At 35.0% G+C, this 25249-nt stretch carries 24 protein-coding genes; 17 read left to right on the top strand and 7 right to left on the bottom strand.

Annotated elements, in window-relative coordinates; all coding sequences use genetic code 11:
• Window positions 1–7 precede the first annotated feature (7 nt).
• The 4 genes from mutL to Q0783_RS09770 form a co-directional block, all read right to left on the bottom strand.
• Window positions 8–1867: a DNA mismatch repair endonuclease MutL gene (mutL, locus tag Q0783_RS09755; protein WP_298894718.1), complete on the bottom strand. Its 1860-nt coding sequence runs from the start codon at window positions 1865–1867 to the stop codon at window positions 8–10.
• Window positions 1867–2172 carry a hypothetical protein gene (locus Q0783_RS09760; RefSeq protein ID WP_298761277.1) on the bottom strand — a complete coding sequence of 102 codons (306 nt, stop codon included), beginning with the start codon at window positions 2170–2172 and terminating at the stop codon, window positions 1867–1869. Before Q0783_RS09760 ends, mutL begins: the two co-directional genes overlap by 1 nt.
• 472 nt (window positions 2173–2644) lie before the next feature.
• The gene (ribH, locus tag Q0783_RS09765; protein ID WP_298761281.1) at window positions 2645–3127 is read right to left on the bottom strand and encodes a 6,7-dimethyl-8-ribityllumazine synthase; all 483 of its coding nucleotides are present in this window, start codon (window positions 3125–3127) and stop codon (window positions 2645–2647) included.
• 2 nt (window positions 3128–3129) lie between these two features.
• Complete coding sequence (locus Q0783_RS09770) at window positions 3130–3906, bottom strand: tetratricopeptide repeat protein (RefSeq protein WP_298894722.1); 777 nt, start codon at window positions 3904–3906, stop codon at window positions 3130–3132.
• A 121-nt stretch (window positions 3907–4027) separates the two neighbouring features.
• Between Q0783_RS09770 and Q0783_RS09775 the strand changes: the two genes are divergently transcribed.
• From Q0783_RS09775 to Q0783_RS09825, 11 genes are all read left to right on the top strand, one after another.
• Window positions 4028–5107 (top strand): DNA replication/repair protein RecF, encoded by a 1080-nt coding sequence (locus tag Q0783_RS09775; RefSeq protein WP_298894724.1) that lies wholly within the window; start codon window positions 4028–4030, stop codon window positions 5105–5107.
• Window positions 5104–5523: a hypothetical protein gene (locus Q0783_RS09780; RefSeq protein WP_298894726.1), complete on the top strand. Its 420-nt coding sequence runs from the start codon at window positions 5104–5106 to the stop codon at window positions 5521–5523. Before Q0783_RS09775 ends, Q0783_RS09780 begins: the two co-directional genes overlap by 4 nt.
• Window positions 5523–5819: a DUF721 domain-containing protein gene (locus Q0783_RS09785; RefSeq protein ID WP_230935083.1), complete on the top strand. Its 297-nt coding sequence runs from the start codon at window positions 5523–5525 to the stop codon at window positions 5817–5819. The genes Q0783_RS09780 and Q0783_RS09785 overlap by 1 nt, the downstream gene beginning before the upstream one ends.
• 73 nt (window positions 5820–5892) lie before the next feature.
• Window positions 5893–8313, top strand: a complete 2421-nt coding sequence (locus Q0783_RS09790; protein ID WP_298894728.1) for a penicillin acylase family protein — start codon at window positions 5893–5895, stop codon at window positions 8311–8313.
• On the top strand, window positions 8306–8662 hold the full coding sequence (locus Q0783_RS09795) for a hypothetical protein (protein ID WP_298761289.1): 357 nt from the start codon (window positions 8306–8308) through the stop codon (window positions 8660–8662). Before Q0783_RS09790 ends, Q0783_RS09795 begins: the two co-directional genes overlap by 8 nt.
• Window positions 8663–8692: 30 nt before the next feature.
• The gene (locus Q0783_RS09800; RefSeq protein ID WP_298894730.1) at window positions 8693–10921 is read left to right on the top strand and encodes a SulP family inorganic anion transporter; all 2229 of its coding nucleotides are present in this window, start codon (window positions 8693–8695) and stop codon (window positions 10919–10921) included.
• Between the two features lie 50 nt (window positions 10922–10971).
• Complete coding sequence (locus Q0783_RS09805; protein WP_298894732.1) at window positions 10972–11742, top strand: hypothetical protein; 771 nt, start codon at window positions 10972–10974, stop codon at window positions 11740–11742.
• Window positions 11743–11811: 69 nt separating this feature from the next.
• Entirely contained in the window at window positions 11812–12888 is a 1077-nt protein-coding gene (locus Q0783_RS09810; RefSeq protein ID WP_298894734.1) for a DUF418 domain-containing protein, read from the top strand.
• Between the two features lie 280 nt (window positions 12889–13168).
• Window positions 13169–13363 (top strand): cold-shock protein, encoded by a 195-nt coding sequence (locus Q0783_RS09815; protein WP_230935074.1) that lies wholly within the window; start codon window positions 13169–13171, stop codon window positions 13361–13363.
• A gap of 107 nt (window positions 13364–13470) precedes the next feature.
• On the top strand, window positions 13471–14010 hold the full coding sequence (locus tag Q0783_RS09820; protein WP_298894737.1) for a YcxB family protein: 540 nt from the start codon (window positions 13471–13473) through the stop codon (window positions 14008–14010).
• A complete protein-coding gene (locus Q0783_RS09825; RefSeq protein ID WP_298894739.1) occupies window positions 14001–14561 on the top strand; it encodes a DUF4269 domain-containing protein in 561 nt (186 codons plus the stop codon). Before Q0783_RS09820 ends, Q0783_RS09825 begins: the two co-directional genes overlap by 10 nt.
• Here Q0783_RS09825 and Q0783_RS09830 read toward each other — a convergent pair whose 3' ends face one another.
• Complete coding sequence (locus Q0783_RS09830) at window positions 14562–15320, bottom strand: DUF481 domain-containing protein (protein ID WP_298894741.1); 759 nt, start codon at window positions 15318–15320, stop codon at window positions 14562–14564.
• 94 nt (window positions 15321–15414) lie between these two features.
• Window positions 15415–15834, bottom strand: a complete 420-nt coding sequence (locus Q0783_RS09835; RefSeq protein WP_230935070.1) for a nucleoside-diphosphate kinase — start codon at window positions 15832–15834, stop codon at window positions 15415–15417.
• 89 nt (window positions 15835–15923) lie between these two features.
• On the opposite strand from Q0783_RS09835, the gene Q0783_RS09840 reads away from it, so the two are divergent.
• The 3 genes from Q0783_RS09840 to Q0783_RS09850 are packed head-to-tail and all read left to right on the top strand — an operon-like array spanning window position 15924 to window position 18722.
• Window positions 15924–16940, top strand: a complete 1017-nt coding sequence (locus Q0783_RS09840) for a bifunctional oligoribonuclease/PAP phosphatase NrnA (RefSeq protein WP_298894743.1) — start codon at window positions 15924–15926, stop codon at window positions 16938–16940.
• Window positions 16940–17479, top strand: a complete 540-nt coding sequence (gene gldI, locus Q0783_RS09845; RefSeq protein WP_298894745.1) for a gliding motility-associated peptidyl-prolyl isomerase GldI — start codon at window positions 16940–16942, stop codon at window positions 17477–17479. Before Q0783_RS09840 ends, gldI begins: the two co-directional genes overlap by 1 nt.
• A 16-nt stretch (window positions 17480–17495) precedes the next feature.
• The gene (locus Q0783_RS09850) at window positions 17496–18722 is read left to right on the top strand and encodes a peptidylprolyl isomerase (RefSeq protein WP_298761317.1); all 1227 of its coding nucleotides are present in this window, start codon (window positions 17496–17498) and stop codon (window positions 18720–18722) included.
• A gap of 75 nt (window positions 18723–18797) precedes the next feature.
• Here Q0783_RS09850 and Q0783_RS09855 read toward each other — a convergent pair whose 3' ends face one another.
• Complete coding sequence (locus Q0783_RS09855) at window positions 18798–20264, bottom strand: aminoacyl-histidine dipeptidase (protein WP_298894747.1); 1467 nt, start codon at window positions 20262–20264, stop codon at window positions 18798–18800.
• Between the two features lie 71 nt (window positions 20265–20335).
• Between Q0783_RS09855 and Q0783_RS09860 the strand changes: the two genes are divergently transcribed.
• The 3 genes from Q0783_RS09860 (at window position 20336) to Q0783_RS09870 (ending at window position 25240) form a co-directional block, all read left to right on the top strand.
• Window positions 20336–21082, top strand: coding sequence for a hypothetical protein (locus tag Q0783_RS09860; RefSeq protein ID WP_298894749.1), 747 nt, complete (start codon window positions 20336–20338; stop codon window positions 21080–21082).
• Window positions 21083–21109: 27 nt separating this feature from the next.
• Window positions 21110–22195, top strand: coding sequence for a DUF3810 domain-containing protein (locus Q0783_RS09865; RefSeq protein WP_298894751.1), 1086 nt, complete (start codon window positions 21110–21112; stop codon window positions 22193–22195).
• 66 nt (window positions 22196–22261) lie between these two features.
• Window positions 22262–25240: an amidohydrolase family protein gene (locus tag Q0783_RS09870; RefSeq protein WP_298894753.1), complete on the top strand. Its 2979-nt coding sequence runs from the start codon at window positions 22262–22264 to the stop codon at window positions 25238–25240.
• Window positions 25241–25249: the final 9 nt, after the last annotated feature.

Genomic DNA, 25249 nt, shown 5'->3' on the forward strand with positions numbered 1-25249 from the left:
ATATTATTTACATAAATTTTTTATCAAAATCATCAACGCTCATCGTGATGAATGTGATTCTATTAGTTGGTGAAACCGATGGTTCTTTACAAGCAAACAAACTATTCACCAAATGCTCCTGCTCAAATCGTGTTAAAGACTGACCTGTTTTAATAGCCAAACTCTTCGACATCGATTTTGCCAATAAATCTGTAGCACTAAAATTACTATCTGGAACTTCTTGCTCTACATCACTTATCAATTGTTCCAAAATAATAGATACTTCACTTTCAGGAACATTAATTGGTACACCTGTAATTTCTATAGCCTTGTCCTTAAACGATGAAAACACAAAACCAGTATGCTCTAGGTCTTCTTTTAGCTGTGATAATGATTCCATTTCCGTAGAAGTAAATTCCAAAGTCAATGGAAATAGTAATTGCTGACTCACAGCTTCTTTAACGGTCAGGTGCTTCAAAAACCCTTCATAAAGTACACGCTGATGAGAACGATGTTGATCTAAAATTAGCATTCCAGACTTTATCGTACTGATGATATACTTGTTGTGAAGCTGATACGTGGTTTGCGTCGTTTCAACTAATTTATCTTCGGAAAACAACGATGCGTTTTCAGACTCACTTTCAAATTCGATTTCACTAAAATCATGCTCGACCTTGGTACTTTTAGATTCTAATCCAACATATAAACTTTCCCATTGAGCTGCAGGCTCTTTTCTATAAGACGTCGACACGCCACTAGACTTAGATACTGGTTTTTCATCCTGAAACGGATTAAACGTACGATCAACTTCAATCGTTGGTGTAGATGCATTTTTATCTTTGTAATCGTAAGGCGTATCTAAGTTGTTATCACGATCAAAATCTAATACAGGCGCAATATTAAACTGACCCAAACTATGCTTTACCGAAGATCTCAAAATCGCATATAAAGTATGCTCATCATCAAATTTGATCTCCGTTTTAGTAGGATGAATATTAATGTCTATGGTTTTTGGATCAACCGTCAAATTCAAAAAATAACTCGGATAACTACCATCTTTTACCAAGCCTTCATATGCCGAATTTATAGCATGATTTAAATATGCACTTTTAATAAACCTATTATTGACAAAAAAGAACTGCTCACTCTTTGTGCGCTTAGCAAACTCTGGTTTTCCAACAAAACCTGAAATTTTTAGCACTTCTGTTTCTTCCTCAACGGGAACCAATTTTTCGTTGGTCTTTCCTCCAAAAATATTAACGATGCGCTGTCTATAATTGCTTTCTGGTAAATTAAAACTCTCACTACCATTGTGATACATAGCAAAAGTAATATTTGGATGTGCTAAAGCGACACGATGAAACTCATCTATGATATGTCGTAACTCTACATTATTTGATTTTAGGAAATTTCGTCTTGCTGGAATATTAAAAAACAAATTCTTTACAGATAGTGAAGTTCCTTTAGGTGTTACAGTAACATCTTGACTCTTAATAGTACTTCCCTCAATTTCTATGAGTGTTCCTAACTCATCATCGTCTAACTTCGTTTTTAATTCAACATGAGCAATTGCAGCAATACTAGCTAAAGCCTCACCTCGAAACCCTTTAGTATTCAAACTGAATAGGTCCTCTGCAGAACGTATTTTTGACGTGGCATGGCGTTCAAAGCTTAATCGTGCATCTGTGGCACTCATTCCTTTTCCATTATCGATAACTTGAATAAGGGCCTTACCTGCGTCTTTAACAATAAGTTTTATAGAATTTGCACCAGCATCTATGGCGTTTTCTAATAATTCTTTAACTACCGAAGCTGGACGTTGCACAACTTCTCCTGCTGCTATTTGATTCGCAACATGATCTGGTAACAATTGAATAATGTCTGCCATTAGCGTTTAAGGGAGAAAATGGATAAATCGAAATCTATGATGTATAAGAATACTAAAACGAAGACTCCAATCAAAATTAGAATGGTTCTATTAAATTCAGAATTATTTCTGGTTCTGTTCTTTATTCTATTTTCATGCCATTGGCCAGATATATCATTTTTATTATAATTATCGGCATAGGCATCAATCTTTGTTGGGTATTGAGATGTATCTGTATCTTCTTTACCATTGTAATATCTTGGTGTATAGTTGAACCTTTTATTTCTAGGTAATCTTTTGATTAAAGTAAATTTTATTGGACCCATAGTACAATTATTTAATATATCTATTGAGGATATAAATTAAAACAAAAAGCGCTACTAAAATTAGTATTAAAGCTGGTAGAGAGGTGAATATACTGCCTTTACGCCTGGTATTACCTCGCATTTCTTCCCACTTCGCTTTCAAGTCTTCTTTAGACTCTTCCCGATAACTCTCGGTATTAGAATCCTTAATACGTGACTTATAATTAAAACGCCTATTTTTTCTTTGATTAAACAAGTTGACTTACTAAATTAAACCTGATATCTCTCAAAAGTACAGAAATTACAAGGAAAAAACACTTAAGGATTCGCTAAAATTATTAACAAAAAGAATGCCAACTCCTTAAATGTATTCAAAATCTCAAAAACTAAATTTTTGAAAGTGAAGCTATTTGACCGAGAACCATAAGGCCTACAAGATGCACCTCATTTGGTAGTGCCCTATTCAACACATGACATTAAAGACTAAGACCTATTAGCGCTTAGAAAGTTCGGCCATTTTAATTGCTGCAATAGCAGCTTCAGTTCCTTTATTACCATGCTTCCCTCCAGAGCGATCAATCGATTGCTGCATCGTATTATCGGTAAGTACGCAAAAGATAACAGGAGTGTCTGACGTTAAATTCAATTCTTTGATACCATGAGTAACACCTTCACAAACAAAATCAAAATGTTTAGTTTCACCTTGTATCACGCAGCCAATAGCTATAACAGCATCAACGTTTTGGGTGATCATTTTTTTACTTCCGTAGATCAGTTCAAAACTTCCAGGAACATCCCATTTAATAATGTTATCAGCTAATGCACCACAGTCTATTAAGGCATCATAAGCGCCTTGATACAAGCCATTTGTGATCGTATCATTCCATTCTGAAACAACAATCCCAAACCGAAAATCTTTCGCGTTTGGGATTGTGTTTTTATCGTAGTTTGATAAATTATGATTTGCAGTTGCCATAATTATTTGCTTGCTTCTGCTCTACCAATAAATGTTTCTATATTCTTAGCCTGATCAGATTCTGAATAATCAGATTTGATTCTCTTATAGTATTGTAATGCTTTATCAGACTGTCCTAGTGTCTGTGCCACATTGGCAGCTTTTAACAAAAATAATGGTGTTGTATAACCATTTGTAGATGCCTTAATCGCTTGCTCATAGTAATCTAAAGCTTCTGGTAATTGTTCTAATTGTACAAATGCATCACCAATTCCTCCTTTAGCTAACGGACCAAAAACATCATCATCTGAACTAAAATCACCCAAATACTTTACAGCATTTGTATAATCTTTTAAGTTTAAGTATGCCATACCAGCACTATAGTTCGCTACATTTCCTGCTGGTGTGCTGCCGTATTGCTCTACAATATCAGTTAAACCTAATTTTCCTTCAGAACCATCAAGTGCAACCTGTAATAACGAGTCTTTATTCACGCCTACTCCAAATGCATCTTCAAAATTCTTTTGAGCTGTATACATTTCATTCATAGCTTCTTTAGCCTTAGGTCCAGCAATAAACTTATTGTAACCTAAATACCCAAGTACGATTAATGCAGCTAAACCTACAATAATGAAAATACCTTTTTGATTTCTCGCCACAAAGTCTTCAGCTTTATTAGCACCTTCATCTAAGGTGTTAAATACTTCTGCTGTTGTAGACTCTTGTTCTAAAACTTCTATTTTTTCACCTTTTTCCTTTATCGGTTTCGGTTTGTATCCTCTTTTCTTATATGTTGCCATAATTCAGTATTTGTGCCCGCAAAAATAAAATTTTTATTGGGATTTAAAAGGTAAATTATTTGTTATTTTTACTTCCGCTTACAATAAAGCCAACCTTATTAAGAATATTCCTATTAGTTTTATGATTTTAAACACGTTAAGCTTAGTTAATTACAAGAATTTTGAAAGTCAGGATTTTGAATTTGATACTAAAATTAACTGTTTTGTTGGAGCCAATGGTGTCGGTAAAACCAATGCTCTTGACGCTATTTACCATTTATCCTTCGGAAAAAGTTACTTCAACCCTGTAGCTACACAAAATATTAAACACGATGAAGACTTTTTTGTTGTGGATGGGATTTTCAGTAAAAATGATAAAACTGAAAAAATTGTGGTGTCCTTAAAGCGCGGACAAAAGAAAATGATCAAACGCAATGGGAAAGCGTATGAGAAGTTTAGCGATCATATTGGATTTATTCCTTTGGTTATTATTTCACCAGCAGATCGCGATCTCATTATCGAAGGTAGTGATACACGACGTAAGTTTATTGATAGTGTCATCTCACAAAGTGACAAAAGCTACCTCAATAATTTGATTAACTACAATAAAGTATTGTCCCAGCGTAATGCTTTACTCAAATACTTTGCACTTAATAACACCTTCAATGCACAAACACTAGACGTGTATAATGAGCAGTTAACGACCTACGGAAGCGAGATTTTTAAAACTCGTGATGCCTTTCTAAAAACATTCATTCCGATATTTAAAGCACGTTACGAAGCCATTAGTAACAAAAATGAAAATGTGAATTTAAAGTATAAGAGTGACCTGTTTGATGGCGACTTACAGACACTATTAGCCAAAAACATCAATAAAGATAAAGCCTTGCAATATACGAGTGTTGGAATTCATAAAGATGATCTCAATTTTCAGATTGATACCTATCCTATTAAAAAATTTGGAAGCCAAGGTCAGCAAAAATCTTTCCTAATTGCTCTAAAACTAGCGCAATTTGACTTTATAAAGCAACAAAGTGGTGTAACACCATTGTTATTACTGGATGATATTTTTGATAAGTTAGACGAAAATCGGGTGGCACAAATTATCAGTTTGGTGGATAATGATGATTTCGGACAATTATTCATAAGTGATACACATGCCGAGCGTACCGAAAATGTAGTGAAGCAAATCCATCAATCGTATAAAATTTTCAAATTATGAAAAAGATCCTACTCCTACTCTTTGTTAGTATCACAATGGGCTGCTCAAAAGATCCTGAAACCTTTATGATTCATCTTGAAGGCTATTGGGAAATTGACGAAGTAACACTTAGCGATGGTTCTAAAAGAGATTATAGGTTTAACAATACTATAGATTATATTGAAGTTTCAGACAGTTTAACAGGTACTCGCCGGAAACTAAAGCCTAATCTTTTAGGGAAATACGAAACTTCAAAAAGCATGGAGTCATTTCATATAAAACTAGAAAATGATAGTTTAAATATCTATTACAAAACACCTTATGCCAACTGGAAAGAAACAGTGTTAAATGCTACCGAAAATGAGTTACTTATTATCAATAATACCAATAAAGATATGTATCTTTATAGACGTTATGAACCTCTAGATTTAGACTAATGGCCAAACGACAAAATGATCACTTACCTATAAGCGATATCCTCAAGGAATTTGTAGATACTAATAAGCTACAAGCTGGTTTGGACAAGGTCGATGTGAGAGAAGCTTGGTCTAAAATGATGGGAAATGGTGTAAATAACTACACAACCGATATCAAACTAGATAGAGATACTTTATATGTGTCATTAAGCTCCAGTGTACTCCGTGAAGAGTTAAGTTATGGCAAACAAAAGATTATTGATATGCTTAATGAATCTGTGGGTAAGGAAGTGATTAAAAAGTTGGTACTTAGGTAAGCTTTTAATTACTCATCCAAATAATTAATTTCAAAATATTTCAGTAAATTCATGCCTTAAAAGTTCCAACCGCATGAAATACATCAAACTCATTACAACTTTGGTGCTCACCTTAGTTGTTTTTTATTGTTTAAATACAAAGCTAGGTAGCATCCCTCCCATTGGAAAATTCCTCGATCCTGTAAGCGGTGTCTGGCAAAATGATACTAATGAGGTTATCGACGGAAATGTAACCATCAAAGGTTTATCGGCTCCAGTTACAATTCATTATGACGAACATTTAATTCCGCATGTCTTCGCACAAAACGACGCCGATCTTTATAAAGCTCAAGGTTATATCACTGCAAAACACCGTTTGTGGCAAATGGAGTTTCAAACGCATGCTGCTGCTGGACGCTTATCTGAAATTGTAGGAGAAAACGCTATAGATTATGATCGTCGTGAACGCAGACGTGGTATGGCGTATGGCGCAGAAAAAGCTTTAGAAAAAATGAAAGATGATCCTGAAGCTATAGCATTCTTAGAGGCCTATCGTGATGGTGTGAATGCTTATATCGAATCTTTAGACACGAAGAGCATTCCGGTAGAATATAAATTATTAGACTATAAACCAGAACCTTGGACCATCAAAAAAACAGCCTTGCTTTTGATGTATATGACCAAAATGTTAGCAGGTGGTGATGACGATCTCGAATACACCAACATCTTACGTAAATTTGGTCAGGAACGCTTCGATTTGCTCTTTCCAGAATTCTTTGATGTGAACGATCCTGTAATTCCTAAAGAGACTGATTGGAGTTTTATTGATACCGAAAAAACAAAAACACCACGAAGTGAATTGCCTCTAGATACCATTAGAGAGACCATTGAAAAGCCACATCCTGATAATGGCAGTAACAACTGGGCAGTTTCAGGCGCTAAATCGGCAACAGGGAATCCAATACTCGCTAACGATCCGCATTTAAGTCTAAATATCCCTTCTATTTGGTTTGTCATGCAATTAAGTACACCAAACCATAAAACTATGGGAGCAACACTACCAGGTGCTTTAGGTGTGATTTCAGGATTTAATGAACATATCGCTTGGGGCGAAACCAATGCAACACGTGATGTTTTAGATTGGTATAAAATCGAATTTAAAGACGAGACAAGAACACAGTACAAACATGACAAACAATGGAAAAACACAAGTGTTCGTGTGGAAAGCATAAAAGTACGAGGTGCGCAAACGGTTATCGATTCTGTAATCTACACACATCATGGACCTGTGACTTACGATCATAATTTTAAAAGTGATAACGAACGTGCTGGCTATGCTATGAAATGGGTTGGTCATATTGGTGGCAATAACCAACGTCCGTTTTTAGCACTCAATAAAGCCAAGAATTACGACGACTATGTCGATGCTCTAAAAACATATACAGCACCTGCGCAAAACTTTGTGTTCGCCTCTACCGAAGGTGATATCGCTTTGTGGATTCAAGGACTCTTTCCAAATAAATGGGAAGGTCAAGGGAAATTCTTAATGGATGGTTCTAATCCGGATCACGATTGGCAAAGTTTTATTCCGCAAGCTTTTAATGCTCATGTAAAGAATCCAGAACGTGGTTTTGTGAGTTCTGCTAACCAGCATCCTGTAGATGAAAGTTATCCGTTCTATGTATTTAACGATGGCTACGAAACCTATCGAAATCGTGTGATTAATAGTTTCTTCAGTTCTAAGAAACAATTCTCTGTAGACGACTTTAAAGCACTGCACAATAACAACTATAATTTAAAAGCGGCCGAACTCTTACCACACATGTATGCGCATATGGAAGATTCTGGATTAACACCAGACGAAAAAAAGCTGTTAGATCAATTAAAAGGCTGGGATTTCTATAATGACATCGATAAGGTCGGACCAAGTATATGGCGTGCGTGGTGGTATGCGTTGTATCCAATGATTTGGGATGAGTTTGATAGTGAGGATGAAGCCTTAACTTCGCCTTTTACTTATCAAGCCATCTATTTATTGAAAAACCATCCAGAAGACCCATTTATGGATATTCTCGACACACCTGAAAAAGAAACAGCTAATGATTTGTTTCTAAAATCCTTTAAAGAAGCGGCTAGTTATCTTACCGAATGGAAAGCCAAGCATGGCGATTACAATTGGGGCGATTTTAAAGGCACCTATGTCGGACACCTATTACAAGGGTTACCTGCCTTTTCGCGCTTTGATTTACCTATAGGTGGTGATGCTAATATCGTGAATGCCACATCTAAAAACCATGGACCATCATGGCGTATGATCGTCGAAATGAGTTCCCCTCCAAAAGCCTTAGGGATTTATCCAGGAGGTCAATCTGGAAATCCGGGAAGTACCTATTACGACAATTTTATAGATGATTGGGCCGCTGGGAAATATCACGAACTCAATTTTATGCAAAACGACACAGCAACAAGCGATATTATCTCTACACAAACCTTAACACCTTCTACCAATGACTAAACCAAATATCATCAACTTTGTTGTTACCATTATATTAGCTCTTATCCTATCACAATTTTTACCTTGGTGGTCGGTTATGGTGGCAGGATTTGTCTCTGCTCTATTTTTTAGTTTAAAAAAATCGGCAGTGTTTTTTGTACCATTTTTTGCGATTCTTTTGTTTTGGGTCGTTTATGCGTTTATGGTAAGTAGTGGCAACGACTTCACACTCGCCAAAAAGATTTCGGTGCTACTCTATTTAGGTGGAAATCCATATCTCCTCATCCTCGTGACTGGAGTTGTAGGCGGCTTAGCTGCTGGTGTTTCGGCCTTATTAGGAAAACAATTAAGCATTTTAGGAGGACGTTAAAATATTTTATAAACACAGATAGTTAAATACATGGAAATTACACCAGAAAAAGGCTTTAAAGGTTTAATTCAAAATTGGCAAAGTGATTTAATTGCAGCAGTGAGTGTATCACTCATTGCACTACCTCTTTCATTAGGCATTGCTTTGGCAGCAGGTGCACCTGCAATGTCCGGTATCATCTCAGCAATTGTTGGCGGTGTTGTAACAACCCTTTATCGAGGTGGTCATATATCGGTCAACGGACCTGCAAAAGGAGTTATTGCTGTCATACTTTTGGGAATTGTATTGATGGATGATGGTTCTGGGCAAGCATTTAATTATGTATTGGCTGCAGTGGTCGTTTCAGGTGCTATTCAAGTATTATTGGGAGTATTGAAATTGGGTCGATTAGCGGATATATTCCATTCTTCTGTAATTCATGGTATTTTGGCAGCAATCGGAATTATCATCTTTGCTAAACAAATCCATGTCGCCTTAGGCACGCATTCAGATAGTCCGAGTATTATACAAAACCTTATTGATGCGGTTCTATACCTACCTCAAGCGAATCCTTTTGTGGTGATTATTGCTTTGGTTGGCTTGCTTTTATTATTGTTTCATTCCAAAATCAGTAATCGATTTTTCCATATTTTGCCAACGCCAATGTGGGTCGTTGCCCTTTCCATTCCCTTTGTTTATTTTTTCAATTTCTTTGACCAACATACGCTTTCATTCTTTGGAAAGGCATACGAGGTAGGTCCTAATCTGCTGTTGGATATTCCAGATAATATTATGGATTCAATAATGCATCCAAATTTTAGTAAAATTAATACCATTGAATTCTGGACAACCGTAGTATCTATTTTAATCATAACAAGTATTGAATCATTAGCCATTGCGAAAGCAGTTGACAAAATTGATCCTTATAAACGAAAGACGGATTTAAATAAAGATTTGACAGGTATTGGATTGAGTACAATCGTAGCTGGTATGATTGGAGGTCTGCCAATTATAGCTGTGATTATTAGAAGTACGGTTAATATTCATAATGGTGCAAAGACAAAGTGGTCCAACATGTATCAAGGACTTTTACTGTTAGTTTTTATTGTGGTTTTGAGTCCAATAATGAGACAAGTCCCGCTATGTGCTTTTGCAATTTTACTTGTGTATACTGGGTTTAAATTAGCTTCTCCTGCCGTTTTTAAACAAATTTATAATCAAGGAATCGAGCAATTAATATTTTTTGTTGGCACCATGGTTTTAACGCTATACACCAATTTATTAATTGGTTTACTCGGCGGGCTATTATTGGCGCTGGTCATTCACATGTTATTGGCAAGGGTATCCATCTCTCGATTTTTTAAAATGGTTTATAAGTCTCGTACAAAATTAATAGAACGACCAGATGGCAGTTTCGATTTAAAGATTAGAGGTATTGCGAATTTTTTAGGCATTATAAAAGTCGATAAACTAGTGGCACAAATTCCTTCTGGAGCAGATGTCAATATTGATTTATCAGAAACAAGATTGGTAGGTATTACCTATATGGACTACCTAGTGGACTACCTAAACATACAAAGGGCTACAGGCGGCAAGGTCGTTATATCAGGATTGGATTCTCATGTTTCATCATCTACCTATAATAGGGCTTTAAAAATTAATTTCGCTGGTTCTGGAACTAAACTATCTCAAAGGCAAAAGCGATTACGAAATTTAGCAACTGAGAAAAATTATCAATACGCAAGTCAAGTTGATTGGAATACAGATTATTTAAAGAAGTTCCACTTTTTTGAAATTAGACCTATTGAAGGCAAATACAATTGTCTCAAGGGAACATTTAAAGATTTGGATGTATCTTGGGAAATTGCAGATGTAACATTCAATGAAGGTCAGGCTTTTACAGCTGAGACGTTTAACACCACTCTAATGGTCTTAAAATTGAATAAAAAAATTCCCGTTTTTACCATGGAAAAAGAAGCTGTATTAGAAAAAATATTTGACAAGGTGATGGCATTTACTGGCTATAAGGACATTGATTTTGATATGTATCCTGATTTTTCTAAAAAATTCTTGCTTATGGGGAATAATGAATCTGAGATTAGGTCATTTTTTTCAGATGAAATCATTCGCTTTTTCGAAAGTCGTCAGATTTATCATTTAGAAAGTAATGGTGAGGCACTAGTCATTTTTGATAAAATCAAATTGGCAAGGACAGATGAAACCATTGCATTTATAGATTATGGTAAAGAATTAGCCACACTCATAGACATAATGGATTAGGATATAGAAATAGAACGTAAAAAACTACTGGCAACAATGTGTATAGCCAATTGCTAGTTCTTTTTGTATTTGGAAACGAGCCAAGCGAACTGGCGTTAGCAAAATCCTACGGAATACCTTATAGTTCATTCTCGTTTACTAACTTAGACCTAAATCAAAAAACAACCATGAGCAACAGCAAAATAATAGCAACATTATTCAGTCTTAGAAACGAATATGACACCAATTTTAATGCTATACCAAATTTGGATAAGCTACTGTATCGTTTATATCAGGAGTTAAAGTCCTATGATTTTGAAACCTATAAGAAACACTTAGAGGTTGAGATTGAGAAGAACCTTAACGAATGGTGGATAAATCCTGAAAAGGGCATTATAAGAGACGAGGAGTTATTTGCCATACTCTTCGAGTTTGATGGCTATTTTTTAATGGAAGGTGTAGATGCTGCTGCCTATGGCATTGGGACTTGGAAAGACTACAAAGTCCAAACAGAAGAGTTTGATATGGGATACGACTATGACTTCGCCACCAAATTTGATGCCTTACCAGGAATTACCATGAGTTTTATGGATTCTTTGGCCATACTAGATGATGAGAAATTACCTTCAGAGTATAAAGATGTGGATATCGATGAATTAGACGGACTTATAGAACTGTTTGAATTATACAAGTTTGAAGGCTTTATTGCGATTCACGAAACATTAATGAAAATGGACTTTGAACAAAAGTTCGAAGGACTGAACTACAAAAACAACTTTATGTTTATTATTGATGAGCACGATTCTGGAGAGGTGTATCCTCTATTAATAAAAAACAAATAACAAAAGTACTAGCACTTCAGGCAACCATCATACAACATTTCACGTCTATTTAATATAGAAAAGAAAGACATGAAGAAAAGAATCATTGGAATTGATGTTGCACGAGCATTGGCTATTATCGGAATGATCATTGTCAATTTTAAAGTTGTTTTTGGGCAATCTGGTCCTAATTGGTTAAGGTCTATCGTTGGCATTTTTGATGGAAAAGCTGCTGCAACATTTGTGGTGCTAGCTGGTGTCGGACTCGCTTTAATGACCAATTCTGCCATTCTAAATAATGATCAAGCCAAATTAAAAATTGCTCGCAACAGAATTGCAAAACGAGCTGTATTCCTATTTGTTATCGGTATCTCCTACATCGCCATTTGGCCAGCAGACATTCTTCATTTTTATGGGATTTATATGGCAATAACTATGTTGCTATTAACCAGCAAAGGGAAGACACTTATAGCTTCAGCAATCGCCATAATATTGACTTTCCCAATACTTATGACACTTTGGAATTACGAAACTGGTTGGGACTTTAAGACACTAACCTATCAAGATTTTTGGACCTTTAATGGGTTTATGAGGAATCTGTTTTTTAACGGTTTTCATCCTGTAATTCCGTGGACTGCCTTTATGTTATTTGGCTATTGGTTTGGAAAACAGGATTTGCACAATGATAAGTTCATAAAAAAGACCTTTTGGGTGAGTACACTTATTTTCTTATCTATTCAAGCACTTTCTTATGTCTCTATTGTGGTCTTATCAGCAGGAAACCAAGACACTGCAAAAGAATTAGCTGAAATTATTGGAACCAATCCAATGCCACCATTACCTATTTATATGTTCAACGGAATTGCAATAGCCTTCTCCATCATTTCAGCGTGTATACTCATCGCCAAGCGCTATGAAAATAATATCATAATTACTGCTTTAAATAAAACTGGACAATTAGCGCTAACCTTTTATGTGGCGCATGTTATTATCGGTATGGGACTTATTGACACGATAGACCCTTCAAAAATGGGTCAGTATTCTGTTCAGTTTTCAGTAGCTTATGCATTAGGTTTTAGTCTGCTGTGCATTATATTTGCTATAGTGTGGCGGAAATATAAACAATCAGGACCATTGGAATGGATCATGAGAAAACTAACCAATTAAAAAGCTGGCGATGAAGATTTTTAAGTATTAGCACATATTCCAATATTTAATAGTCTATATTTGCACTGTTCAAGCAGAACACCTTTACAATTCTAGGGTATTATTTTATAATCAATTAAAGAGTTTAGCCCTTCTTTCCTTTTTTATTTCATCACTACTTTATTTTTTAAGCGTTTGCAAAATCATGAATAGCTCATAACAAAGCTTATGATATACTCAAATTAGCGTCACAGGATATAATCTTGAACAAAACTTATTTTTAATTTTAAATTTAGTAAAGATGCAAGAAGGCACAGTAAAATTTTTTAACAGCTCAAAAGGATTTGGGTTTATCACATCAAAAGACTCAGGAGAGGATATTTTTGTACACAATTCAGGTTTGATTGATAACATCAAAGAAGATGACAAAGTTCAGTTTAGAACTGAACAAGGAAAAAAAGGATTAAATGCTATTAACGTTGAAGTAATTCATTAAATAGAAACAAATCAAACTATTTCTTATAGTTCAAAATTAAAGATTGTCTAGATAGGCAATCTTTTTTTTTTAACTTTCCTCCTTGTATCAACAAGGATTAAACACCAATGACATTAAATTACACGTTAAACTTCGACGATTTTTTAGAATACCAACTTTATGCATCTTCTAAATCTAAACGACAAAAACAGAACAGAAACAAATCAAGAATTATAATACCAATAATTTATGTGATACTAGGATTAGTGATGTTCATTTTGAAGAAGACAGAGCTTTCAATACTATTTATTCTATTCGCACTACTCTGGTATGTCTTTTATCCATTGTATTCCAAAGGGAGATATAAAAGACACTTCGAAAATCACATCAAAGAAAATTATACAAACAGAATAGGAAAAGAGAATGAACTCACTTTTGGTGATGAAGCCGATTTTATAGAAACGTCCAGTTTTGGATCACAAAGCAGAATACAAGAATCGGAGTTTGATAAATTAATTGAATTAAAAGACCATTATTTTTTGAGGTTGAAATCAGATTTGACCATAATCATCCCAAAACGAGCTGTTACAGATCATGCAGAATTTAAAAAACTATTTACTGATATTGATTTAGATTATGTAGATGAACTGGATTGGGAGTGGAAATAATAGAGAATCCAAGTAATTTAGAATTGACCAAAGATTTTAAACATATCAACTATCTTAAATCTGGTAATGACAGACAAAAACGTGCATATGCTGTTATTAGAAAGCTTAACATTCTAGATCAGCTCAAAGCCTATGATCCTATTCTAACAGGAACTATACCCATTGGTATTGATTTACCAGACAGTGATTTGGATATTATTTGCCAATGTAACAATCACAAAGCCTTTTCCTTACATGTCACAAAATCGTTTGGGCATTACGACCACTTTAAAGTTTACTCCACAACATATCAAAATATAGAATCGACAATTGCAGAGTTTAAAGTAGAACAGTTGTCATTTGAAATTTTCGGTCAACATATCCCAACCGAACAGCAGAACGCCTACCAACATATGCTTATTGAAGATAAAATTTTGACAGAAAAGGGGTTAAAATTTAAGCAAGAAATCATAAGGTTGAAATCTAACGGCATGAAGACAGAGCCAGCATTTGCAAAGCTTTTAGGATTAAGTGGTGATCCTTATATTGAATTGCTAAAACTAGAACTCTAATTAATAGCTTTTTAAAGTAAATCCTAAGGTTAAAAATTTGTCCTGACGCTTTTGACCTTCAATGACAATGCTTTCAAAAGTATGTAGGTAGTTGATTTTAAAATTTAAAAACTTCCAAACAGGAAGCTCAAGTCCAAGATCGGCACGCCATCTGTAATTATTACTTTGCTCCAGAGACGGTTGCACATAACTTTCATGGGTTAGAATCAACTTATTTTTAAACAGATGATATTTTCCATTAACCCATATTGTACCTCTTAAGGTGTTGATCGATTTACTGCCATCATATTCCGAAATATTAAAGTCGGTTTCAGAAAAATTGGTTTGTTCATATTCACCAGTAATTGAAAATTTAAGCCAATTTTTATTCTTGTTCAACACTTGATAAGTCACACCAGCACCAAAGAGATAACGCACATCAATTTCTCTTCTAAAGTTGGTACTGATAAACCCTAAAGCTAAAGGGTAGAATTTTCGTTCTGGATTGAAATACAAAAAGTTAAGACTTAAAAAATCTTCATCTGCTTTCTCCTTCCCAAACTCTTGATAGACATAAGAATTATTAGTTTTAAATACCCATTTCTTCCAAGGCTTCACACTCAAATCTGACTTTGCCCTAAAAATCAAGGTCTCCACATTTCCTGCCTGCCAAAACCCTGTAAGTGACAAATTAGCTTTTAGTTTAAGCGTGTCACTTTCATTGATTTGAGCCGATAAAAGCATAGGAAGAAAAACGAAACAATATAAAATCCTTTTCATTTGATATCGTATAAAAACCACAAAAATAAATCAAAAAAGCGCAACTCAGTGAGTCGCGCTTTAACTATATAAATATTATAAACGTATGCGTTGCTTAAAACATCTCTCTACCTGAGAAATGGAAAGCACCTTCAATAGCTGCATTCTCATCACTATCACTTCCGTGAACCGCATTTTCTCCCATAGAAGCTGCATATAATTTTCTAATTGTTCCTTCAGCTGCTTCAGCTGGATTTGTCGCACCAATTAAAGTTCTGAAATCTTCAACAGCATTATCTTTTTCTAAGATCGCTGCCACAACTGGTCCTCTTGTCATATACTCAACCAATTCTCCATAAAATGGTCTTTCACTGTGCACAGCATAAAATGCTTTAGCATCTTGAGTAGTCATATGCGTTAATTTCATCGCTACGATTCTAAAACCTGAAGCTGTAATCTTTTCTAAAATTGCACCAATATTCCCTTTTTCAACAGAATCTGGTTTAAGCATGGTAAATGTTCTATTTGTTGCCATTTGTATATTTTAAATTTGAGTGCAAAAATAACACAATTATTAGATTATTCAGTAAAAACCATTATTAAAAAATTGTATATTCGTCCTCTATGAATAAAGACGACATTAATAGCATCAAAACGCTTTTAAGTTCACCTAAAGCCATTGTTATCATTCCACATAAAAATCCAGATGGAGATGCCATTGGGTCTACTCTTGGATTATATCATTATCTCAAATCTCACAATCATAAAGCCATTATTATTGCGCCAAATGATTATCCAGATTTCCTTAAGTGGATGCCTGGCGAGTCGACCATCCTGAAATATGAAAGCGATACTACTGAAAGTGACGACTATATCAAAGATGCAGATATCATCTTTACTTTAGACTTTAATTCATTGAGTCGAATTGGTGATATGGAAACTGCAGTAGCAGCATCCAAAGGCATGAAAATTATGATCGATCATCATCAACAACCTGATAATTATGCCGAGTATATGTATTCTGATGTAAGCATGTCATCGACCTGTGAAATGGTTTATAATTTTATTGATATGCTTGGTGATTCTGATAAAATTAATTCAGATATCGCTACATGTTTGTATGTAGGGATTATGACAGATACTGGATCTTTCCGATTTCCATCTACAACGAGTGCAACTCATAAGATCATTGGGAACCTGATTGAAAAAGGTGCTAATAATTCTGAAATTCATAACAACTTATATGACACCAATAGTTATGAACGCTTGCAATTATTAGGACGTGCATTAAGCAACTTAAAAGTAATTCCCGAATATCATACAGCTTACATTACACTATCTCAAGAAGAACTTAATACATTTAAATTTAAAAAGGGTGATACCGAAGGTTTCGTTAACTATGGTCTATCACTTAAAGGTGTGATTTTTGCAGCCATTTTTATTGAGAATCAACAAGAGAACATCATCAAGATTTCCCTGCGTAGTAAAGGTGGTTTTTCGGTAAACGAATTGTCAAGAGAGCATTTTAGCGGTGGAGGTCATACTAATGCTGCTGGAGGAAAAAGTGATTTAAATTTAAGCGACACCATTGATAAATTTATTAGTATCTTGCCTCAATATAAACAAGACCTCAAAGCATAATGAAAACCATATATCCTTTACTCTTTTTAATTTTATTGGCCATGAGTTGCAAAACTCCTGAGGCTCGTAAGCCTAAAGATGTTAAATCGGGATCATTCATTAAAGAATCTGCCGAACGTAACAAAAAGCTTAACGAACGTGAACAAAAACGTATTGAAGCTATAATGGCACAAAACCCTGAATATGATTATGTGGCTTCTGCTAACGGCTTTTGGTATTACTACCATACTAAAGTTGAAATAGATACGATTACAGCTAGTTTTGGAGATATCGTTAACTTCGATTATGATGTAAAGGATCTCAACGGAAATGTAATATATACCAAAGAAGAGTTAGGCACGCAAAATTATGCTATGGATCAGGAAGAAATATTTCAAGGACTTCGAGAAGGACTGAAACTAATGAAACCGACAGAATCGGCAACGTTCCTGTTTCCGTCGCAAAAAGCCTATGGTTATTATGGCGATAACAATAGAATTGGAACTAATATTCCTTTAATGTGCAAAGTAACTGTAAACACTATAAAACAAAACCAATAAATTTAATATAATACCAATGCAATTGATTAGCAAAACACTCCAAATTTTAATGTTATGCCTTTTTGTAACATTAACCTCATGTAAAGAAGAATATCCAGATCTTGAAGACGGACTTTATGCCGAAATCATCACGTCAAAAGACACCATGATCGCCAAATTGTTTTATGACAAAGTACCGCTAACTGTTGCGAACTTTGTGGCTTTGGCCGAAGGGAATCACCCAATGGTAAGTGAAGAATTCAAAGGAAAGAAATACTATGATAGTTTGACGTTTCATAGAGTTATGGATCAGTTTATGATTCAAGGCGGTGACCACACTGGAACTGGTGGTGGAAACCCAGGATATAAATTCACTTCTGAATTTGATGAAACCTTAAAACATGATAAAGGTGGTATCCTTTCTATGGCAAACTCTGGTGGAATTGGAACCAATGGAAGTCAGTTTTTTGTTACTGAAGTACCTTACCCAAGTTTAGATGCTTTTGATGCCAACGGAAATTTAAAACCATGTGACCGACCACGTGTGAGTTGTCACAGTGTCTTTGGCGAATTGGTAAAAGGAATTGAAGTACAAGATGCCATTTCTAATGTACCTGTTGCACAAGGAAGCAGTAAGCCACTTGAACCAGTATATATGACCAAAGTGACGATTATTCGAAAAGGATCTGATGCAAAGTCGTTCAATGCGCCTAAAGTATTTGAAGATGAATTAGAGAATGCTCCTAAAAAATGGGAAGCGCTTAAAGAAATCGCAAAGGAAAAAGCAGAAGCTGAACGAATAGAACGCGAAGAAAAAATTGCCGAAGTAGCTAAAGAAACAAAACCATTAATTGATGATTACAATGCAAAGGCAACAACATTGGCTTCAGGTTTAAAGAAACATGTAATTACTGAAGGTACAGGAGCTAAACCAAAAGAAGGAGAATTTGCAATGATCAAATACGAAGGTTATTTTACAGATGGTCGTTTATTTGATTCTAACCAAAAAGCTGTTGCCGAAAAATCGGGAATGTACGATCAGAGACGTGAAGATGCTGGAATGTATGGTGCATCTAGAATGCAAATTCGCCCTGATGCTCAAATGATAGCTGGTTTTAAAGAAGCTATTGCGTCTATGAAAGTTGGTGAACGTGCCTTTTTCTATATACCATCTCACCTAGCCTATGGCGAACGTGGAAGAGGAAGTATCAAACCAAATACAGATTTGACATTTATTTTAGAAATGACAGAAATAGTAAACTAATAACTACCACTTACCAACTAAAACAAAAAAGCCTTTCGTAATGAAAGGCTTTTTTATTGATATACAACTTTTGTCTTAAGATGATTTTGGTATATTTTTTAAGATCTCTAATACATAGGTCCAGTATTTTTGAGCTGAAGAAATTTGAGCACGTTCATCAGGTGAATGCGCACCTTTAATATTAGGGCCAAAACTAATCATATCCATATCTGGATAGTTGGTTCCTAAAATTCCACATTCTAAACCTGCATGACAAGCTGCTACATGTGGTTCTTCACCATTATTCAACTCTTTGTACAAAGGCACCATCACCTTTAGAATATCAGAATCCATATTTGGTGTCCAACCTGGATAATCACCAGAAAACTCGACTTCGCATCCTGTTAATTCAAAAGTGGCACGCAGCATATTTGCTAAATCCCATTTAGAGCTTTCCACAGAACTACGCGTTAAACATCCTATTTTAATGTCACCTTCTTTAACAATCACTCGAGCAATATTGTTAGATGTTTCTACCAAATCGGGAATATCAGCACTCATGCGATACACACCATTTAAAGCAGCATAGATCGCTCTAGTCAACCCTTCTTGAACACCAAGATCCATAATATGACTAGGCATGTCTATTTTAGACACTTCAATTATGAGGTCTGGCTCCATGGTTTTTAATTCAGTTTTTATCTCCTTGCTTATATCATTCATTTCAGAAACAAAAGCCTTTTCATGAATGGCATCAATAGCAACAATTGCATTACTTTCTCTCGGAATAGCGTTTCGTAAACTTCCACCGTCAATTTCAGAAATACGCAAACCAAAGTTCTCAAAACCATCAAATAATAAACGGTTCATAATCTTATTGGCATTTCCTAAACCTTCATGAATTTGCATTCCTGAATGACCACCTTGCAATCCTTTAACCGAAATTTTAAATCCGATTTTAAATTCCGGAGTGTCTTCCTGCTCATACGTTCTAGTTGCTGTGACATCAACACCTCCAGCGCAACCAACACCAATTTCATCATCTTCTTCTGTGTCAAGATTTAAAAGAATCTCACCGTCAAGCATACCTCCTTTTAATCCCATAGCTCCAGTCATTCCAGTTTCTTCATCAATAGTAAATAAGGCTTCGATAGCTGGATGAGGAATATCAGTACTTTCTAAAATAGCCATTATCGTCGCAACACCTAACCCATTATCAGCACCTAGAGTTGTTCCTTTAGCTCTTACCCAATCACCATCAATATACATTTCAATACCTTGATTATCAAAGTCAAAAACTGTATCGTTATTTTTCTGGTGTACCATATCTAAATGTGATTGCATCACAATCGTTTTACGGTCTTCCATTCCAGCGGTTGCTGGTTTTTTTATAATGACATTTCCTACTTCATCTTCTATAGTTTCTAAACCAAGATTGTTCCCAAAATCTTTCATGAATTGAATCACGCGCTCCTCCTTTTTTGAAGGTCTTGGTACTGCGTTCAAGTCGGCAAATTTATTCCAAAGTTGTTTGGGTTCTAGTTGTCTTATTTCTGAGCTCATGCTTTATTTTTTTAGTTTAACAAAGGTACATTCTTTTTAGTATTTTTGGAATATACCATTAAGACTTCTCTATGAGATTTTTATTTCGCCTTATAATTTTTTGTTTTCTATTTCAAAGTTGTAATTCCAATGAATATAAAGACAAGCTTATAGGAAATTGGAGTTTGATACACGGAAGCAACGAATATGAATTTTACAAAGACTCCATGGTGGTAAGATCATTTGGGCAACATTATACAAATAGTTGGTCTGTAGAAAATGACATATTACATTTTAAAGTTATCAAGCAGCACTTTTCAGATATCGACAATAAAGAGTTTTATCTGTTTTATAAACTAAGTGATAATGGAGACACCTTATACCTAAGAAACAAAGATGAGACTGATTTCAATGTGCAATTTCTAAGGATATATAGTGCATATGATTATCTGTTAAAGGAAGCAAAAATTGAAGTTGAGCTGCCAATAAAGAAAGATGTGATTAAAAATAATAACGCAAATAACATAGATATTTTTGTTGGGTATAGGAATGACATACTCACTTCAACAACCCTAGATTATAGAACAAGTGATTTAAGTGAGATTGCTCGAGAAGTTCACATGGAAAGACTTTCAAGACGTTATGCAGATATTTCAGACTATCAATTCAATTTAATCATTGATCAAAATGTCAAACGACATCAAATTGACTCAATCAAAACCATTTTGAAAAAAACTAAGATTACAAAGATGTTTCGTGTCTATACCAATACAACTGTTGATTATAATAAAGTAGATTGGCTATCAGATTTTGATTGGTATGGTATTTATGAAGATTAATATATAAAAAACGTCTATTTTTGAGTCATGCTGAAACACAAAAAACTCATCATTGCCTTATCAATTATTCCTCAGATTATTTTTCTGAATGTATTGGCAAACTTTCCAAATTTTGTAGAATCTGTTTATAGCCATGGCATTTACATTTGGATCTCAAAAGCGATGCGTTATGCATTTGGTTGGTTGCCGTTTTCCGTAGGTGATGTTTTATATACGCTTCTTGTTCTATATATCATAAGATGGCTCTATATCAATAGGAAACGAATACTAAAAGATACTAAGCAGTGGATTTTAGACGTGCTATCGGCAATTTCGGTTGGCTATTTTGCCTTTCACTTATTATGGGCATTTAATTACTATCGCTTGCCGCTTCACAAATCGTTGAACATTGAACACGAGTATACTACTGAAGAATTACTAAGCCTAACCAAACAATTAATTACTAAAACAAATAGTCTTCAATTGCGTTTAGCTGAACATGATTCGGCTAAAGTGGAGATGCCATATTCAAAAACCGAAGTCTTAAAAATGATTCCTGATGGCTATGACGAATTGTCTAAAGAGTTTCCATATTTAGCCTATCATCCAAGAAGTATCAAGCGATCAATATATAGTGTACCATTAACTTATATGGGGTTTTCAGGCTATTTAAACCCATTCACTAACGAAGCACAAATCGATGGTTTGATTCCCACTTTTAAATTTCCAACAACTGGAAGTCATGAGGTAGCACATCAATTGGGTTATGCAGCCGAAAATGAAGCCAACTTTATAGGTAGTATGGCAGCTATGCGGCATCCAGATATCTACTTTAATTATTCCGGATTTGCATTTGCACTGCGTCATTGTTTGCATGAAACGTATAAACGTGATCAGAAGCAATACAAGGAACTTCTAAAACAAGTCAACAAAGGTATTCTCTACAACTATCGTGAAGTACAAGAGTTTTGGGATGGCTATAAAAATCCTACCGAACCCTTGTTTAAAGCCACGTATAATAATTTTCTCAAATCAAACAATCAAGCTGGTGGAATGGAAAGCTATAGCTATGTCGTTGCATTATTAGTGAATTACCACAAAAATAATCCTATAGATCAAACGTTAAAAAACTAATTTTTTCTTACGTCTTAGGTTCTTAATTTCTATCTTTAGAAGGAATTAAATAATCAACCCATTTATATGAATAAAATAAAGTTTGCAATTGCATTGTGCTTTTGCAGTTTTGCATTATTTGCACAAGACTATTTCCCCAAGAACAATGGTGTAAAAACGACCAACACCAATTATCAAGCTTTTACGAATGCTAAAATTTATGTCACGCCAACTCAAATCATAGAGAATGGTACTTTACTTATTAAAGATGGCAAAGTGGTAGCGTCTGGAAAGCAAGTAAGTATTCCTAAAAACACGACAGTTGTTAATCTAGAAGGCAAAAGTATCTATCCATCTTTTATAGATATGTACTCGACCTTTGGTGTTAAAAAACCAGAACGACCAAATAGCAATGCTAGAGGTCCGCAATATGGTCCAAGCCGAAGTGGTTACTATTGGAATGACCATGTTATGCCTGAAAATAAGGCTATGGAAAAGTTTAGATATGACTCTAAAAAAGCCAAAGAACTTATGAAAGCTGGCTTTGGTGTTGTAAATACACACATTGAAGACGGTATTATTAGAGGTAGCGGAACTTTAGTGGCTTTAAACCCAGATGCTGGTAATGAAGCTCGTGTATTAGATCCGCACTCAGGTCAATATTTTTCATTTAGTAAGAGTGTAACCTCAAGACAATCGTATCCAGGTTCTATTATGGGAAGTATTGCATTACTGCGTCAAATGTATTTGGATGCCGATTGGTATGCAAAAGGATATAGTGACACCAAAGATTTGTCACTAGAAGCTTTGAATGCTAATAAGGGGCTCGTTCAAATTTTTGGTGCTGGTAGTAGAGCAAATGCATTGAGAGCTGATAAGATTGGAGACCAATTTGGTGTACAATATATCATGCTAGGTGGTGGTGATGAATATGAACGTGTAAACGATGTGAAAGCGACGAATGCCTCATATATTCTTCCTGTAAACTTTCAAGCTGCCTATGATGTAGAAAATGCGTTTTTAAGCAGATCATTATCCTTAAGTGATATGAGAGCTTGGAATCAAGAGCCTTCAAACCCAAAAGTTTTAGCTGAAAATGGTGTCCGCTTTGCATTTACAACTCATGATCTAAAATCACCAAAGTCTTTTAGGTCTAATATTATTAAAGCTATAGAATACGGGCTTCCAAAAGAAAAAGCTTTAGAAGCTCTTACAACAATACCTGCACAACTATTAGGCAAATCATCACAAATAGGTACTCTAAACAAAGGTGCTTATGCAAACTTTTTAATTACGTCTGGAGATATTTTTGATGCTAAGACCACACTTTATGAAAATTGGGTTCAAGGGCAAAAAACGGTACTTGAAGATATGTCGGTTAAGGATATTAGAGGTGATTATGAATTCCGTTTAGCTGGTGAAGCCTACAAAATGACTTTAAAAGGATCTGTAAGTAAACTAAAATCTGAGATTACTAGTAATGGAAAAAATAGAGGGTCAAAAATTAGTTATGCAGATGACTGGGTTAATATTTCAATGACCACCAAAGATTCTACACAACAAGAGTTCATTAGATTGGTTGCAAATGTTTCATATGCAAACACATTAAATGGTAAGGCTATTTTTCCAGATGGTAACGAAATGACTTTCTATGCCAATAAAATCGAAAAAGACGAAACCGCTTCTGATGATAAAAAGAAAATGGATGCTAAACCTCCAAAGGAAACGTTACCTGTGACCTATCCTAATATGGCCTATGGATTTACAGAACGACCTAAAGCTGAAACTTTGCTATTCAAGAATGCCACTGTATGGACAAATGAAAGTGATGGCATTTTACAGAATACAGATGTACTCATTAAAAATGGGAAGATTGCAAAAATTGGTCAAAATCTTTCAGGCGGAAATGCAACTGTGATTGACGCTACTGGAAAGCATTTAACTGCTGGAGTTATAGATGAACACTCACATATTGCTGCTGCTTCAATTAATGAAGGAGGTCATAACTCATCAGCTGAAGTGTCTATTGAAGATGTTATTGATGATGAAGATATAGACATTTACAGAAACCTTGCTGGAGGTGTTACCTCAATTCAAATTCTTCATGGATCTGCGAATCCTATTGGAGGGCGTTCGGCCATTATTAAATTAAAATGGGGAGAATCTGCAAATAATTTGATTTATGATAACAGTCCGAAATTTATAAAATTCGCTCTCGGTGAAAATGTCAAGCAATCTAATTGGCAAAGTTTTGCCCGATTCCCTCAAACCAGAATGGGTGTCGAACAACTATATATGGATTACTTCAATCGAGCAAAAGCTTATGATAAATTAAAGAAAAGCGGAAAGCCATATCGTAAAGACATTGAAATGGATGTCCTTGCTGAAATTCTAAATAAAGAACGTTTTATCTCTTGCCATTCTTATGTTCAAAGTGAAATCAATATGTTGATGAAAGTCGCTGAAAAGTTTGACTTCAATATTAACACCTTCACACATATTCTTGAAGGCTATAAAGTAGCAGATAAAATGGCTAAGCATGGCGTGGGTGGATCAACCTTTAGTGATTGGTGGGCTTACAAATATGAAGTTAATGATGCTATACCATACAATGCTGCTATTATGCACGATGCTGGTGTTGTTGTTGCTATTAACAGTGATGATGGTGAAATGTCTCGTCGATTAAACCAAGAGGCGGCAAAATCTGTTAAATATGGTGGTGTAAGTGAAGAAGATGCATGGAAATTCGTGACATTAAATCCTGCAAAATTATTGCATATAGACGATCGTGTAGGAAGTTTAAAAGTTGGAAAAGATGCCGATGTGGTATTATGGAGCGACCATCCAATGTCAGTCTACGCAAAAGCTGAAAAAACAATTATTGAAGGTGTTACCTATTTTGATTTGAAACGTGATGAACAAATGCGTTCACAAATTAAAAAGGAGAAAAGTGAGCTCATCAATATGATGATGCAAGCAAAAAATAAAGGTTTGAAAACACAACCAATTAAGAAGAAAGAAAAGGATCAAATGCATTGTGATTACTTAGACCATGAACAACACTAAAAAGATGAC

It is taken from the genome of uncultured Psychroserpens sp., from assembly GCF_947500255.1.
In the GTDB taxonomy this organism is placed as follows: domain Bacteria; phylum Bacteroidota; class Bacteroidia; order Flavobacteriales; family Flavobacteriaceae; genus Psychroserpens.

Bases quoted from the DNA above. Each gene is read 5' to 3' on its own strand.
- mutL (WP_298894718.1), bottom strand. From the start codon at position 1,867: ATGGCAGACATTATTCAATTGTTACCAGATCATGTTGCGAATCAAATA.
- Q0783_RS09760 (WP_298761277.1), bottom strand. From the start codon at position 2,172: ATGGGTCCAATAAAATTTACTTTAATCAAAAGATTACCTAGAAATAAA.
- ribH (WP_298761281.1), bottom strand. From the start codon at position 3,127: ATGGCAACTGCAAATCATAATTTATCAAACTACGATAAAAACACAATC.
- Q0783_RS09770 (WP_298894722.1), bottom strand. From the start codon at position 3,906: ATGGCAACATATAAGAAAAGAGGATACAAACCGAAACCGATAAAGGAA.
- Q0783_RS09775 (WP_298894724.1), top strand. From the start codon at position 4,028: ATGATTTTAAACACGTTAAGCTTAGTTAATTACAAGAATTTTGAAAGT.
- Q0783_RS09780 (WP_298894726.1), top strand. From the start codon at position 5,104: ATGAAAAAGATCCTACTCCTACTCTTTGTTAGTATCACAATGGGCTGC.
- Q0783_RS09785 (WP_230935083.1), top strand. From the start codon at position 5,523: ATGGCCAAACGACAAAATGATCACTTACCTATAAGCGATATCCTCAAG.
- Q0783_RS09790 (WP_298894728.1), top strand. From the start codon at position 5,893: ATGAAATACATCAAACTCATTACAACTTTGGTGCTCACCTTAGTTGTT.
- Q0783_RS09795 (WP_298761289.1), top strand. From the start codon at position 8,306: ATGACTAAACCAAATATCATCAACTTTGTTGTTACCATTATATTAGCT.
- Q0783_RS09800 (WP_298894730.1), top strand. From the start codon at position 8,693: ATGGAAATTACACCAGAAAAAGGCTTTAAAGGTTTAATTCAAAATTGG.
- Q0783_RS09810 (WP_298894734.1), top strand. From the start codon at position 11,812: ATGAAGAAAAGAATCATTGGAATTGATGTTGCACGAGCATTGGCTATT.
- Q0783_RS09815 (WP_230935074.1), top strand. From the start codon at position 13,169: ATGCAAGAAGGCACAGTAAAATTTTTTAACAGCTCAAAAGGATTTGGG.
- Q0783_RS09820 (WP_298894737.1), top strand. From the start codon at position 13,471: ATGACATTAAATTACACGTTAAACTTCGACGATTTTTTAGAATACCAA.
- Q0783_RS09830 (WP_298894741.1), bottom strand. From the start codon at position 15,320: ATGAAAAGGATTTTATATTGTTTCGTTTTTCTTCCTATGCTTTTATCG.
- Q0783_RS09835 (WP_230935070.1), bottom strand. From the start codon at position 15,834: ATGGCAACAAATAGAACATTTACCATGCTTAAACCAGATTCTGTTGAA.
- Q0783_RS09840 (WP_298894743.1), top strand. From the start codon at position 15,924: ATGAATAAAGACGACATTAATAGCATCAAAACGCTTTTAAGTTCACCT.
- gldI (WP_298894745.1), top strand. From the start codon at position 16,940: ATGAAAACCATATATCCTTTACTCTTTTTAATTTTATTGGCCATGAGT.
- Q0783_RS09850 (WP_298761317.1), top strand. From the start codon at position 17,496: ATGCAATTGATTAGCAAAACACTCCAAATTTTAATGTTATGCCTTTTT.
- Q0783_RS09855 (WP_298894747.1), bottom strand. From the start codon at position 20,264: ATGAGCTCAGAAATAAGACAACTAGAACCCAAACAACTTTGGAATAAA.
- Q0783_RS09860 (WP_298894749.1), top strand. From the start codon at position 20,336: ATGAGATTTTTATTTCGCCTTATAATTTTTTGTTTTCTATTTCAAAGT.
- Q0783_RS09865 (WP_298894751.1), top strand. From the start codon at position 21,110: ATGCTGAAACACAAAAAACTCATCATTGCCTTATCAATTATTCCTCAG.
- Q0783_RS09870 (WP_298894753.1), top strand. From the start codon at position 22,262: ATGAATAAAATAAAGTTTGCAATTGCATTGTGCTTTTGCAGTTTTGCA.